The organism is Enterocloster citroniae (genome assembly GCF_040545455.1).
Lineage (GTDB): Bacteria > Bacillota > Clostridia > Lachnospirales > Lachnospiraceae > Enterocloster > Enterocloster citroniae.
The window spans coordinates 14547-28809 of record NZ_JBEPLZ010000011.1; the positions used below are offsets into that span (position 1 = coordinate 14547).

14 protein-coding genes are annotated in these 14263 nt (G+C 51.3%); 12 read left to right on the forward strand and 2 right to left on the reverse strand.

Going from position 1 to position 14263, the window contains the following annotated elements:
• Nucleotides 1-13 precede the first annotated feature (13 nt).
• The 6 genes from ABID13_RS15565 (at nucleotide 14) to ABID13_RS15590 (ending at nucleotide 5927) form a co-directional block, all read left to right on the forward strand.
• Nucleotides 14-496 (forward strand): nucleoside 2-deoxyribosyltransferase, encoded by a 483-nt coding sequence (locus ABID13_RS15565; RefSeq protein ID WP_007861340.1) that lies wholly within the window; start codon nucleotides 14-16, stop codon nucleotides 494-496.
• Nucleotides 496-2019, forward strand: coding sequence for an ABC transporter ATP-binding protein (locus ABID13_RS15570; protein WP_048929693.1), 1524 nt, complete (start codon nucleotides 496-498; stop codon nucleotides 2017-2019). Before ABID13_RS15565 ends, ABID13_RS15570 begins: the two co-directional genes overlap by 1 nt.
• Before the next feature lie 3 nt (nucleotides 2020-2022).
• Nucleotides 2023-3126 carry an ABC transporter permease gene (locus ABID13_RS15575; RefSeq protein WP_007861338.1) on the forward strand — a complete coding sequence of 368 codons (1104 nt, stop codon included), beginning with the start codon at nucleotides 2023-2025 and terminating at the stop codon, nucleotides 3124-3126.
• Nucleotides 3123-4079 (forward strand): ABC transporter permease, encoded by a 957-nt coding sequence (locus tag ABID13_RS15580; RefSeq protein ID WP_007861337.1) that lies wholly within the window; start codon nucleotides 3123-3125, stop codon nucleotides 4077-4079. Before ABID13_RS15575 ends, ABID13_RS15580 begins: the two co-directional genes overlap by 4 nt.
• Nucleotides 4080-4149: 70 nt before the next feature.
• Nucleotides 4150-4737, forward strand: coding sequence for an AAA family ATPase (locus ABID13_RS15585; RefSeq protein WP_048929694.1), 588 nt, complete (start codon nucleotides 4150-4152; stop codon nucleotides 4735-4737).
• Nucleotides 4737-5927 carry a BMP family ABC transporter substrate-binding protein gene (locus ABID13_RS15590; RefSeq protein ID WP_007861335.1) on the forward strand — a complete coding sequence of 397 codons (1191 nt, stop codon included), beginning with the start codon at nucleotides 4737-4739 and terminating at the stop codon, nucleotides 5925-5927. Before ABID13_RS15585 ends, ABID13_RS15590 begins: the two co-directional genes overlap by 1 nt.
• A gap of 146 nt (nucleotides 5928-6073) precedes the next feature.
• Here the strand turns inward: ABID13_RS15590 and ABID13_RS15595 are convergent, their stop codons facing one another.
• Nucleotides 6074-6727 carry a GDSL-type esterase/lipase family protein gene (locus ABID13_RS15595; protein ID WP_048929695.1) on the reverse strand — a complete coding sequence of 218 codons (654 nt, stop codon included), beginning with the start codon at nucleotides 6725-6727 and terminating at the stop codon, nucleotides 6074-6076.
• 17 nt (nucleotides 6728-6744) lie between these two features.
• Nucleotides 6745-7662: a dihydrodipicolinate synthase family protein gene (locus tag ABID13_RS15600; RefSeq protein ID WP_048929696.1), complete on the reverse strand. Its 918-nt coding sequence runs from the start codon at nucleotides 7660-7662 to the stop codon at nucleotides 6745-6747.
• Nucleotides 7663-7870: 208 nt separating this feature from the next.
• Here ABID13_RS15600 and ABID13_RS15605 point away from each other — a divergent pair, with 208 nt between their 5' ends.
• From ABID13_RS15605 to ABID13_RS15630, 6 genes are all read left to right on the forward strand, one after another.
• Complete coding sequence (locus ABID13_RS15605) at nucleotides 7871-8554, forward strand: N-acetylmannosamine-6-phosphate 2-epimerase (protein ID WP_007861330.1); 684 nt, start codon at nucleotides 7871-7873, stop codon at nucleotides 8552-8554.
• A gap of 75 nt (nucleotides 8555-8629) precedes the next feature.
• The gene (locus tag ABID13_RS15610; protein ID WP_007861328.1) at nucleotides 8630-9487 is read left to right on the forward strand and encodes a MurR/RpiR family transcriptional regulator; all 858 of its coding nucleotides are present in this window, start codon (nucleotides 8630-8632) and stop codon (nucleotides 9485-9487) included.
• Nucleotides 9488-9599: 112 nt separating this feature from the next.
• A complete protein-coding gene (locus ABID13_RS15615; RefSeq protein WP_007861319.1) occupies nucleotides 9600-10934 on the forward strand; it encodes an ABC transporter substrate-binding protein in 1335 nt (444 codons plus the stop codon).
• Between the two features lie 140 nt (nucleotides 10935-11074).
• Nucleotides 11075-12025, forward strand: coding sequence for a carbohydrate ABC transporter permease (locus ABID13_RS15620; protein ID WP_048929697.1), 951 nt, complete (start codon nucleotides 11075-11077; stop codon nucleotides 12023-12025).
• Nucleotides 12026-12038: 13 nt separating this feature from the next.
• Entirely contained in the window at nucleotides 12039-12923 is an 885-nt protein-coding gene (locus ABID13_RS15625; RefSeq protein WP_045092769.1) for a carbohydrate ABC transporter permease, read from the forward strand.
• Nucleotides 12924-13027: 104 nt separating this feature from the next.
• Nucleotides 13028-14212 (forward strand): iron-containing alcohol dehydrogenase, encoded by a 1185-nt coding sequence (locus ABID13_RS15630; RefSeq protein WP_048929698.1) that lies wholly within the window; start codon nucleotides 13028-13030, stop codon nucleotides 14210-14212.
• Nucleotides 14213-14263: the final 51 nt, after the last annotated feature.

Here is a 14263-nt window from a genome sequence, read left to right on the forward strand (position 1 = left end):
GATGGAGGTGCATATGGACCGTATCTATGTGGCGGGGTTTGACGTGTTTTATCCGGACTGGAAAGGAAAACGGTATTTTGAGTACCAGGAACTGTGCAGGAAGTATGACTTCGAGATGCAGGCGCAGAAGGCTGCCCCCAATGAGGGGAGGACCCTTGGGGAGAAGGTTTTCCTGAAGAATATCCACTATATTGACAGCAGCGATTACGTGGTTGCCAACCTGAATCCCTTCAGGGGCAGGGAGCCGGACAGCGGAACCTGTTTTGAGATCGGATATGCCTATGCCCTTGGGAAAAAGATATACGGCTATCTGGAGGATGGCCGGACCATGATGGAGAAGACCGGGGCCGGGACAGATGAGCAGGGTTTTACGGTGGAGGATTTTGACATGCCGGTGAACCTGATGCTGGGATGCAGCATGACGGTCATTCCGGGAGACCTGGAGCATTGCCTGGAGCAGATCCGGGAGCGGGAGCAGGCGGAAAGGAGAGTCTGATGGGACATTTGCTGGAAGTAAAGGATGTAACAAAGATCTATGAAGGCGGCGTGCTGGCCAACCACAATGTGAACTTTACAGTGGATGAGGGTGAGATCCATGCACTGGTGGGGGAGAACGGAGCAGGCAAGAGCACGCTGATGAAAATGCTGTACGGTCTGGAGGGCATTACCTCAGGCCACATCTACTTAAACGGCAAGGAGCTGAAGCTGCAGTCCAGCAAGGAGGCCATTGAACACGGAATCGGTATGGTGCACCAGCATTTTATGCTGGTGGATTCCCTGACAGGGGCGGAGAACATGATGCTGGGGCTGGAAAAGACCGGTTTTGTGTCCAACAAAAAACGGGACATCCTGATCACGGACGAGGTGGCCAAAAAATATAATTTTGAAATTGACGCTTCCAGGAGAGTCAGGGACATGAGCGTTGGAATGAAGCAGAAGCTGGAGATCCTTAAGATCCTCTACCGCAGTGCCAAGCTGATCATCCTGGATGAGCCCACGGCCGTGCTCACACCCCAGGAAACAGAGGAGCTGTTTGAGCGGCTGATGGAGCTTAAGGAGCGGGGGATGACCATTATCTTCATATCCCACAAGCTGAATGAAGTGAAGCGCATCAGCGACAGGATCACTGTTTTAAAGGGCGGCGTCACCAAGGGGACGTATCTTACAAAGGATGTGTCCGAGGAGGATATCTCCAACCTGATGGTGGGAAGGGAAATCTCCTTTGAGTATGATAAGGCCCGGGTGGAGGCAGGGGAAGTGGTGCTGAAGGCCCAGAACCTTACGTACGTGGACAAGTTTAAGATCCCCAAGCTTTCCGGGGTAAGCATGGAGGTAAGGAAAGGCGAGATCGTAGGTATTGCAGGTGTTGAGGGAAATGGGCAGAGTGAGCTGATCTCCATTATCACAGGCAACATGCGGGCCCTGGAGGGAAGGATCTTCCTCAATGGACAGGATATTACCAATGAATCCGTTACCAATATCCGAAAGATCGGCATGTCCCATGTGCCTGAGGACCGTATGATCGAGGGCTGTGCTCCTGAGATGAGCCTGCAGGAAAACCTGATCGTATCCAACATTGACACCTTTGCCAATAAGTTCGGCATGGTGGAGAATGCCAAGGTAAAGGAACACTGCAGGGAGCAGATCCATGAGTTCATGGTCAAGGCAAAGGATGAAAACCAGTCCATCGGCAGCCTTTCAGGAGGCAATATCCAGAAAGCCATTGTGGCCAGGGAGTTTATGGCGCCAAGCGACCTGCTTGTGTTAAACCAGCCCACCAGGGGCGTGGACGTGGGGGCGATTTCCTTTATCCATTCAAAAATCCTTGAGATGAGGAGCCATAACAAAGCCATCCTGCTGTCTTCAGCGGATCTGAATGAGCTGATCTCACTCAGCGACCGTATCCTTGTGATGCACAAGGGGAAGATCGTGGGAGCCCTTAGCAACACGCCGAAGGTGACCGAGCAGGAGCTGGGGCTTTATATGCTGGGTCTTAAAAAACAGGAAGGGTTGGGATAAATCATGGAGAATAAGAATCAGAATAAAAAGCCATTTGATATCATGGATTATTTCAGTGTCATGCGGATCGCGGCAGCTCTGCTGCTCTCCATCCTCCTTGTCTTTGTCATCATCTTTTTTGTCAGCCAGACACCTGGGCTGGCTATCCAAAAGCTGATGCTGGGACCCCTGGAGACCAAGAGAAGCTTCTTTAATGTTGTGGTAAGGGCCATTCCTCTGGTATTCACCGGTCTGGGGCTGACCCTGTGCTTAAAGAGCGGTATTTTCAATATCAGTTCAGACGCATCCTTTTACATGGGCGCAGTTGTTGCCACCGCCATTGCCATTGCATGCCCCCTTCCAAACGGCCTGCACCAGCTGGCGCTGATCCTGGCGGCAGCCGTGGTGGGCGGTGTGATCTCCATGCTGCCTGTCATTGTAAATAAGTACACCAAGGTAAACCCGGTGGTGCTGGCCATTATGGCCAATTCCATTTTCTATTATTTCGGGCTGTCCATTATCAGTTCCTTTTTCCTGGAGAAAAGCGGAAGCTGGGGAAGCTACAAGTTTCCGGACCACGCAAAGCTGGGGACCATGATCAAGGGGACCACCCTGCACTACGGTTTTGTCATTGTCATTGCGGTGACCCTGTTTGTGATCTTCCTGATGAACAAGACCTCCTTTGGATACAAGGTGCGGGTGACGGGAAGCAATCCGGCCTTTGCAAAGGCTTCAGGCATTAAGACCGGGTTTGTGATCCTGATGGCCCAGTTTATCGGCGGAGCCATTGCCGGCATGGGAGGGGCCATTGAGATCGTGGGAGTGTACAAGCGTTTCCAGTGGCAGTCCCAGACCGCTTACGTGTGGGACGGACTTCTGATCTATATGCTTGCCAACGGCAACCCCACCTTTATTCCACTGACTGCATTCTTTATCGCATACCTGAGAGTGGGTGCGGAAATCATGTCCAGGTCAACGGATCTGGATCCGGAGATCGTGACATTTTTACAGGGGATCATCATCCTTCTGGTTGCATCCCAGAGATTCCTGTACTTTTTGAAGCAGCGCCATGACCAGAAGATGTCCCTTAAACAGGCAGAAGCAGAAGAAGGAGGTGCAGCAGCATGATGGAGTTCTTTTTATCACCCACATTCTGGAAAACAGTGCTGGCAAGTACAACACCGGTTATGCTTGCAACCCTTGCAGCTAATATGATGACAAAATCAGGGATATTCAACCTGGCCATTGAGGGAACCATGCTGATCTGCGCGCTCACAGGCGTGATTGCCAGCGCCTTTACGCAGAACCTGTGGGTCGGCTGCCTGACGGCCGTGGTCATGGGAGTGTTCATCTCGTTTGTATTCGGCTATTTTGCCCTGGTCATGAAAGGGGCCATGAATGCCTGCGGCGTTGCCGTGAACCTTATCGCAACCGGCGGGACCGTGTTTGTGCTGGTTATGCTCACGGGCAGCAAGGCCAACTCCAGCGCGCTGAAAAGCCTTACCTTCCCTGTTGTGAACATACCGGTCATAAAGGATATACCGGTCCTGGGAACCATATTTTCCGGACAAAACCTTGTGACCTACATAGCGTGGGGGATCGTGGCGGTGACCGCATGGATGCTCTATAAGACAAAACTGGGCATCAATATCCGGGCCGTGGGAGAGAATCCGGCAGCGGCAAAGGCAGCTGGGCTCAGCGTGCTAAAGCACCAGTTTGCAGCCCTTGCCATCTGTGGGATATCCTGTGCCTTTGGAGGCATGTATCTTTCCATGGGCGCTCTTAAATCATTTACAACAGGAATGGTGGCGGGCAGGGGTTACATGTCCCTTGCAATGGATGCCATGAGCCAGGGCAATCCCATTGTGGGGTGTTTAAGCTCTTTGCTTTACGGATTTTCCGATACCATCACCGTTTACCTGCAGCTTTACAGCAAGATCGACCTGAAACTCATTGAAGCGTTCCCATATCTGTTTATCATCCTGGTGCTGGTCATTATCCAGTCCATCCGGAAAATGGTAGCGCGCAGAAAAGAAAAGCTTGCAAGCCTGGAGCAATTACGCTCCCAACAGGCAGCATGATAAACAGTGTACTCTCATAGTTTCCTGAGACTTGGGGAATACACAATAACAAAGAGGAGGACAATAAAAAATGGCACAGGAATATTATGATCCATGGTCAAACACAAGAACAAAAAATGGTCTGGAGGCAGATCTGGTCATCTCTGCAATGCAAAAGTGCATCAGAAGGGCGGAGGAGGAAACGGCCCTGCGCATGGCATATGAGCTTTACATCACATCCACATTCCATGAGGAGAAAATGTGGAACCGTCTGTTGGTGATCTCTGTGGAGGATGTGGGCTTTGGGGATACCCAGGCGCCTGTTTTTGTAAAGACCATGTACGACCTTCACAAGGAATACCCATATATGGACGGGGACAGGCCTATTTTCTTCATGCATGCGATCCGCTATATGTGCAGATGCCAGAAAGAGCGCTCAACAGACCATATCAAGAATATCATCATGAAGGAATTTGAGGCGGGATATGTTCCTGAGATCCCGGAATATGCAATCGACATGCATACCATTAAGGGAAGGGCAATGGGAAGGGACGTCTTCTATTTCCTGGATGAGGCCAGCAAGGTACAGCCGCTCTGGGATGAGTATGATGATTCCTACCGTTTAAAGCTTTATGAAATGTGTAAAAAAGAAGCAGAACAGAAAAAGGAGGACAAGTAATGATGAAGAACTGGAAAAGGATTGCAGCACTGGCAATGTCAGCCGTAATGGCGGGCGCAATGCTCACAGGCTGTGGCGGCGGAGGCAAAACCACAGAGGCGGCCAAGGGCAATGAGCCAAAGGCAGAGGCCGGCGCACAGGCGGGTAAGGATGCAGGTGAAGCAGCTGACAGCGGCGAGAAAAAGCAGGTATATGTGTTCATCCGCGACAGGGGCGACTTGTCCTACTGGGACAGCATGGCAGCAGGCGGCGACCGCGCCGTGGCAGATTACGCAGACAGGGCGGACGTGCATGTGGTGGAGACAACGGCTGACCTTCAGGCAAACCTGCAGGCCATGTATGAAGCCGCTGATAAAGGTGCTGACCTGATCATCACTGCTTCCGACTTTAAGGACAACCTGGTGGAGGTTGCCAATGAGTATCCTGACATTGCCTTTACCATTATCAGTGAGGATGTGATCGACCAGTGTGAGAACAACAATGCATACGGCGTGGACTTTGCCACAAGCCAGGCAGCGTTCCTGGGCGGTATTGCTGCGGCTGATGTTGCAGCCAACGGCGCAGAGGGCATGGATCCCACCAATGTGATCGGCTTTATCGGCGGCATGGACGAGTCCCTGGTCATCCAGGAATTCCTGTGGGGTTATATCCAGGGCGCCCAGTACTACAACCCTGACATCAAGATCGTATACAACTATGTAGGCGCATGGAATGATCCCGACACAGCCAAGACCCAGGCCATGACCCAGTACAACGATGCAGGTGCGGACGTGATCTTTGCGTGTGCAGGCGGATCCGGCAACGGCGTCCACAATGCGGCGGAGGAGGCCCAGAAGTTCGTGATCGGTGTGGACAGCGACCAGTCCCAGCTTTATGAGGATGACAAGGCGATCCAGGAGAAGTTCCTGACCTCTGTTGTGAAGGAAGTGGGCAATGCTGTTTACAACGTGATCGGGGAATACCTGGACAACGGCACTCTGCCATATGGAGAGTATGAGGTCCTTGGACTGTCTGACGGCGCTGTAGGCATTGTGGAAGGCGACCAGTTAAACGGAGCACTGTCCGATGAGGGCAAAGCGAAGTTAGAGGAAGCAAAGGCCGGAATCGCGGATGGCTCCATTGAAGTTAAGAGCGCCATCGGCAAGGGACAGGATGAGGTAAAGGCATTTATTAATGAGAATTGCCAGTAAGGGAAGAAAAGGCAGCTGATTGGAATGCTGGAAGATTGGAAAAAAGAAAGATAAGATAAAAAAGAGGTAAACCGCGCGATGGCCCCAAAGCACAGAAGAGTTTGTGCCTTGGGGCTATCGTGTGGTTTGCCTCTTTATTTCATTTCTTATTGTGAGTTAAATAAGGAAGATATCACTTCCGCCAATGCATCAGCCAGTTCCTGATGCCCCTCTTTTGTCAGATGCATAAAGTCATAATGGTTCTGTTCCGTTACCACGGTATTGGCGTCCAGATAATGGCACCCCATCTGGGATGCGATCCCTTCAAATTCTTGGGCCAGGCCTTCTGATTTCTCAGCGCAGCCCATACCCATGGTCTTGCCAACCTGTGTGGCCTCATAGCGCTTGTCAATGGACTTGGGCGTGACCACCAGGATGTTGGCCCTGCCTGTTCTCCAGGCGTCAAAAGTGGAAGCAGCCTTGGCAATCAGGCGCTTTAGGCCCAGGGCAATGCACGCGGCGGAGGCGCCGAAACGCTCCTTTGTATCATTGGTCCCCAGCATGATGACCAGCAGGTCCACCGGCTCGTGGCTCATGAGACAGGGATAGATGTAGTCCAGGCCGGACAGCCCCTCGTGGATGGGGTCTGAAAAGCAGGTGGTCCGTCCGGACAGCCCTTCCTCTATGATCAGATAATCATCCCCCAGCTGTTTCTGCAAAAGGCAGGTCCAGCGCTCCTGCTCATCATAGCGGCCGTCATCCGAAGCGCGGTAGCCGTGGGTGTTGGAATCGCCGAAGCATACAATATGTCTTTTTTCCATCAGCGCGCCTCCTGGATCTACAGGTCCTTTGTATCTTTAACAGCCTGCCTGATGTCATGGTACAGGGCCGCCAGCTGTGGATCGTCAAGGGCCACGGGCAGGAATGGAAGCCGTGGGTCACCCATGGGACAGCCGTCCAGGGAAATGATCCCCTTTACAGCACCGTGCATGGATGCAAAGGAGCAGAGACGGTAGATCAGAGGCGTCACCAGGTTCTGTACCATCTGTGCCTTCTCCCATTCGCCCCGGTTAACCAGATCGTCCATCTTTAAATATAATTCAGGCATGGCGCCGTAGGTGCCGCCGATCCCTGCGTCAGCGCCCATGAGACGGCCCGCGATAAACTGCTCGTCCGGTCCGTTGAATACAAGGAAATCCTTTCCGCCGGCCAGCTTAAAGCGCAGGATGTCCTGGGCCGGGTCGGAAGAGCATTTGATGCCGGCTACTTTTTCATTCTCCAGCATACGCCTGAACAGGTCCATGGAAAGGTTGAAGCCTGTGAGCTGGGGGATGTTATAGATGAAAAATGGGAGATCCGCTGCCTCTGTGATCCTGGTCCAGTGCTGGAACACGCTTTCTTCGCCCATGCGGTAGTATACACATGGAACAGCAGAGGTGGCATTGGCGCCGGCTTTTTCTGCGTGCCTTGCCAGTTCTTCGGAATGCCTGGTATCCGGGCAGCCCACGTGAACAATGATGTTCATCCTTCCGGCCGCTTCCTCCAACACGGTTTCCGTCACCGCCATCCGCTCCTGCGTATCCAGCAGAAAGCCTTCCCCCGTACTTCCGCACACGTACATCTGCCGTATCCCCTTGTTGTAAAAATAATTGACCACGGCCCTGACAGCCTTTAGATCCACACTGCCGTCCGGCTGAAAGGGAGTGTTAAGAGCAACGGTGACCTGTTTGAATTTGTTGACATCATACTTTGACATAATATTTCCCCGCCTTTTATAAAAGATTCATTGGTGCCCTTGTCTACCGAGGGTATCATAGTTGAATCATACCATTGAGAAGACAAAAAATCAATAAAAAGCAGAAACTTTTTTTTGTTTATATTTTATGTTGAAAAAATTTTTTATACATGCTATAGTTGAGTTAATATAGAAAAAATGCATAAAAAAAAGCAGGAGGAGAACAAATATGTGTGAAAGTGTGCTGGAACAAATCAAAGGAGGCCTGATTGTTTCCTGCCAGGCATTAAAAGAGGAACCGCTTTACAGTTCCTATATCATGTCGCGGATGGCATATGCAGCCATGCTGGGCGGGGCGGTTGGGATCCGGGCCAATACGGTTGTGGATATTGAGGAAATAAAAAAGACAGTGGATCTCCCTATTATCGGAATCATCAAGGAAGTATATGGAGACTGTGACGTATACATCACACCAACGATGAAGGAGATCGATGCCCTTGCCGCCTGTGGTGTGGAGATCATTGCCACAGACGCGACCTGCAGGCAGCGCCCGGATGGCCGGACATTGGAAGAATTTTTCATTGAGGTACGGGAGAAATACCCCGACCAGCTGTTTATGGCTGACTGCTCAAACTATGAGGAGGGGATCCGTGCGGCGGAGATCGGCTTTGATCTGATCGGCACCACTATGAATGGATATACCAGTTATACGCTGGGAGCACAGCTGCCTAATATCGATCTGATGAAACGCCTGGTGAAAGACTGCGGCAAACCGGTGATCGCAGAGGGCGGGATCTGGCTTCCGGAGCAGTTAAAGGCCGCCCTGGACGCAGGGGTGCTGGCAGCGGTTATCGGAGGAGCCATCACCAGGCCCATGGAGATCACAAAGAGGTTTGTGTCCGCCATCCGCTAGGCAGGGATTTATTTTATGACAGGATTTAAGACAGAGGATTTAAGACGGAAGATTTAAGACAGACAGGAGGTTACTATGCAAGGAGACTTTTTGATAAAAGTAAGGGCGGTATATAATCAGTTTACAAAAGCGGAAAAGAAGGTGGCGGATTATATCCTGCAGCATCCCAAGGATGTGCTGTTTATGTCCATCACGGACCTGGCCGAGGCCTGTGATGTGGGGGACACCAGTGTGTTCCGTTTCTGTAAGACCATGAATCTGAAGGGGTATCAGGAGTTTAAGATGATGTTGTCCCTGAGCCTTCACGAGGGGGACGGCAAGGACATGGAGCGGCTTGCCGGCAATATCAGCCTGGAGGACTCTTTTGAGGAACTGTCGCAAAAGGTGCTCAATACTAATATCAATGCCCTGACTGAGACATTTTCCCTTCTGAATACGGAGCATTTCCTGAAAGCCATCGACTATCTTGGACAGGCGGACAGAATCTGCTTTTTCGGGGTGGGCGCCAGTCTTCTGACCGCCCTTAAGGCAACCAATAAGTTCCTTCGCATCGAACCCAAGGTGTATTGTATGCAGGATTCCCACATGCAGGCCATGGTGGCGTCCATGATGAAAAAGGAGGATGTGGCGGTCCTGTTTTCCTATTCCGGCGCCACCAAGGATACCATTCATGTGGCGGAGGTGGCAAAAAAGGCAGGGGCGAAGATCATCTGCGTTACCAGATTTGTAAAATCACCTTTGACCTCCTACGCGGACCTGGTGCTTTTGTGCGGGGCAAATGAGGGACCGCTTCAGGGCGGCTCCACCTCTGCGGAGATCAGCCAGCTGTTTTTGATCGACTTAATGTACTCAGAATATTACAGGCGTTATTTTGATGTTTGTAGTAAAAATAACGAAAAAACTTCGGCCTCTGTCCTGGAAAAACTTTGCTAGGTGGAAAAACTGTCGAATAAAATAGAAAAAAATATTTTTTTTTATAATTTATTGACAAAATTATTTTTCTTATATATAATGAGTTTATCAAATATTTCAAGGAGGAGAAATCATGAAAAAAGTTTTATCTCTTGGTTTGGCAACAGCATTAGCGGTTGGAGCCCTGTCTGGCTGTGGCGGAGGCAAACCGGCAGAGACCACTGCAGCGCCTGCAGCAGCGCAGACTACCGCAGCGGGGGCGGACGCTGAGACAACAGCAGGATCTGCTTCGGAAGTGACGGAGATCACCTGGTGGGCATTCCCCACATTTGGTGTGGATACCGGTTATGAGCAGGAGGTGGTTGACGCATTTAACGCCGCTCATTCCGACATAAAGGTTAAGGTTGAGTACATAGACTTTACATCCGGACCGGATAAACTGACGGCAGCCCTTACCTCAGGCACTGCACCTGATATCCTTTTTGACGCCCCGGGCCGTATCATTGAGTTTGGCGAGGCGGGATACCTGGTTTCCCTGGATGATATACTGGGTGACCTTAAGAGCGACCTTACCAGCCAGTCACTTGTGGAAACCTGCGTGGGCGCGGACGGCACAGCCTGGATGTATCCGATTTCTTCCTCTCCATTCTATATGGGTCTGAACAAGGAAGCGCTGGAGAAAGCAGATGCGCTTCAGTACGTGAACCTGGAAGGGGACCGTACCTGGACAACGGAAAACTTTGTTAAGATGTGTGAAGCCCTTCGGGATGCAGCTCCCACTCAGGTTCCGGGTATTGTATACTGCGGCGGACAGGGCGGCGACCAGGGCACCCGCGCACTGGTGAACAACTTATACGGTTCTTCCATCGTGGGTTCTGACGGAACGTGGAACATTGACGCAAACGGTGTTAAGGCCCTTACACTTTTAAAGGAAATGTACGATAACAAGTCCATTGACGCTGGATTTGATATGGCTGCTGCTGATGAACTGCAGAAGTTCCAGCAGGAGACCTGCGCCATGACCTTCTGCTTTGGCACATCCGCAGAGATCACCTACGCATCTGAAGATTATACCCAGATCGCAGTGCCATTCCCATCTGAGGACGGCAAGCCTTCTCTGGAATACCTGGTAAACGGTTTCTGTGTATTTGATAATAAGTCAGATGCCCGCGCAGCCGCATCCAAAGAGTTTATTAAATTTATCTGTGACGATCCTGAATGGGGACCAAAGAGCGTGGTTAAGACCAATGCATTCCCGGTCCGCACCTCCTTTGGCGATTTATATCCCGGAGACGAGCACAAAGCTATGCTGGCTTCCTGGAGCCAGTACTATGGCCCTTATTACAACACACGCGCCGGATTTGCCGCTATGCGTCCTCTGTGGTTCAACATGCTGCAGCAGGTATTTAACGGTACCGACCCACAGGCGGCAGCAGATGAGTTTAACGCATCTGCAAACAGCAACTAACTGAAATATACCATGGACTCCCTTCCTCTGCCGGGTGCGGGGGGAGGGAGTCTGCTTTCAGAACATGTTTGGATGGGATGTTTCCTGCATCCGTTCAGAACGGATATTTTGAACCAATCTTTAGAGAGGAATGAAAGAATATGGAAAAAACAACTGTTTCCAAGCAAAAGGAGAGAAGGCCCGGGAAGAAAAAGGCGCCGGCGCGCAGCATGGTCCTTCAGCGCAGGGAGACCATGGTCTCATATCTGTTCCTGCTTCCGGCATTGTGTTTCTTTGTGGGATTTGTCATCACTCCTATGGCAATGGGTGTTATTACCAGCTTTACCAACGCCAGCTTTGCGGATCCCAAAGGAACGTTCGTGGGTTTGGAGAATTACATCCGTCTTTTTAAGGATAAGATATTCCTGAAATCGGCTGTCAACACCGTGATCATTGTGGCAGTCTCAGTTCCCGCCGTTACCGCATTCTCCCTATGGGTAGGCTCCGCTATCTACAGAATGCGTTCCGGTATCCGTTCATTTTTCCGCTGCGTCTTTTACCTGCCGGTAGTCACCGGTTCGGTAGCGGTTGTTGTGGTCTGGAAGTGGATGTTTGACAAATATGACGGTCTTCTCAATTATGTGATCAGGAGTTTTGGGGGCCAGCCTCTTCCCTGGACCGCCAGCGAATCCATGGCTTTGTGGTGTATCATCCTGATCCTGTTCACTACCTCCATTGGCCAGCCCATTGTCCTCTATGTAGCTGCCCTGGGCAATGTGGACAGTTCCCTGGAGGAGGCTGCCAAGGTTGACGGCGCCAACAGCTTCCAGGTATTCTGGCGCATCAAGTGGCCATCCATCATGCCCACCACGCTGTATGTTGCCGTCATCACTACCATCAACAGCTTCCAGTGCTTTGCCCTGATCCAGCTGCTGACTTCAGGCGGGCCTAATTACAGCACCAGCACGGTTATGTACCTATTATATGAGATTGCGTTCAAGACAACCAAGGAGTTTGGCTATGCCGATGCAATGGGTGTCGTCCTGGCAATCGTGATCGCCCTGTTCAGCGCCCTGCAGTTTAAGGTCATGAACGGCGGAACAACAGAATAGGAGGACAAAACATATGACAGGCAAAAAGAAAATATTATCTCCTTATTATGTGGTCACGGTTATCATCCTTGTGTTCCTGGCTGTATTTTTCCTCTTTCCCCTTTATTGGATCGTCACCGGATCTGTAAAGGAAAAGAGCGATATCATCATCAAGTCGGGTGAGATGGTCAAATGGATCCCCACCACTGTTTCCTGGGACAACTTTGCAAGGCTGTTTAAGAGCAAGACAGAACTGTTTGGCATAGGTATGCCCATGGCGATCCGGTGGCTGTTCAACAGCGTGTTTATCTCGGCGACAGCCATGATACTTACCTGTATCACCGCATCCCTGGCAGGCTATGTCCTGGCAAAGAAACGCTTCTGGGGTAAAAGACTGATATTCAGCCTTTTTGTGTGCGCCATGGCGCTTCCCAAACAGGTTATCCTTATTCCATTGATGAAGGAAATGTCGGATCTGGGATTGATCCACTCCGTGTGGGGCTCCATGTTTGCAGTGATCTGTCCCGTGGTGGGCTGGCCCTTTGGCGTGTTCATGATGAAACAGTTTTCTGAAAATATCCCTGTTTCCCTGCTGGAAGCTGCCCGTATTGACGGCGCCGGTGAACTGACAACCTTTATCAATGTGGCGTTCCCCATCATCAGACCGGGATTCGGCGCCCTGGCGATCTTTACCTTTATCAATTCCTGGAACGAGTATCCTCTGCAGCTGGTCATGCTGACCCAGAATGAGTCCAAGACCATTGCCCTGGGTATTGCCAGCAAGCTGAGCGAGATGTCCAATGACTTTGGGCTTATTATGGCAGGAGCTGCCCTGGCTTCTGTTCCTATCATTATTGTGTTCCTTTGCTTCCAGAAGTATTTCACCCAGGGCATTACCATGGGTGCTGTTAAGGGATAAGAGCAGAGCCCGGCCCTTGGCGGCCCGGCACTTGAAGCATGAGATGGTTCGTGATAGAATACCATTAGGTTCTATTTTACATGTGGAGAGGAGAACGGATCATCATGGAAAATTTTGAGTTTTTTATACCCACCCGGGTGATATTTGGAAAGGAAACCCATTTGCAAGTGGGAAAAATTGTAAAAGAATATGGTTTTCACAGGGTATTGGTGCATTTTGGCGGAGCCAGTGCCAAAAAGACAGGGCTTTTGGATGCGGTCCTGGACGCCCTTAAAGCTGAGGGGATCGGCTGTGTGACCCTGGGCGGAGTGCAGGCCAACCCTACGTTATCCATGGTAAGGCAGGGGATCGAACTGTGCCTTAAGGAACATGTGGACTTTGTGCTGGCAGTGGGAGGCGGAAGCGTGATCGATTCGGCCAAGTGTATTGCGGACGGAGCAGGCAATCCGGGAGTGGATGTGTGGAGCTACTTCCGCCATGAGGCGGTTCCACGTACAGCGCTGCCTGTGGGCACCATCCTTACCCTTTCGGCTTCCGGCAGTGAGATGAGCGCGTCCTGCGTGATCACTAATGAGGAAAACGGATTTAAAAGAGGCTTTAACAGTCCTACCCACCGCCCCCTGTTTTCCATTTGCAACCCTGAGCTGACGTACAGCGTGAGCAGATATCAGACCGGCTGCGGCACGGTGGATATTACGATGCACACCCTGGAGCGGTACTTTACCCGGACCAGGGACACCATGCTTACGGACCGCATTGCGGAGGGAATCCTGAAGTCCACCATTGAGGCGGGAAGGATCGCGGACAGGGAGCCGGACAATTATGAGGCGCGTGCGACCCTTATGTGGGCGGGAAGCCTTTCACACAACGGACTGACCAGCGCGGGCAGAAGCTTTCTGATGCAGGTGCATCAGATGGAGCATGAACTTTCCGGCATGTATCCGCAGATCGCCCACGGCGCGGGCCTTTCTGCCCTGTGGCCGTCCTGGGCAAGATATGTGTGTTCCCATGATGTGAGCCGGTTTGCCAGGTATGGGGTGAATGTGTGGAATATTGACATGGATTTTGAAAACCCCATGAACACGGCTCTGGCCGGAATACAGGCCACCGAGGATTTCTACAAGAGCCTGGGCATGCCCGTGACCTTAAAGGAACTGGGCGTGGAGCGGGACCGTATTGAGGAGATGGCTGAAAAGTGCACCAATATGGGCCAGCGCAAATTGTCAGGAATTGTTGAACTGGGCAAGGAAGAAATGATAGAGATCTATGGCATGGCCATGGGGGAATAAAAAACAGAGAAGAAATGAACATACGGGCCAGCGGTTGATGAGAACCGCTGG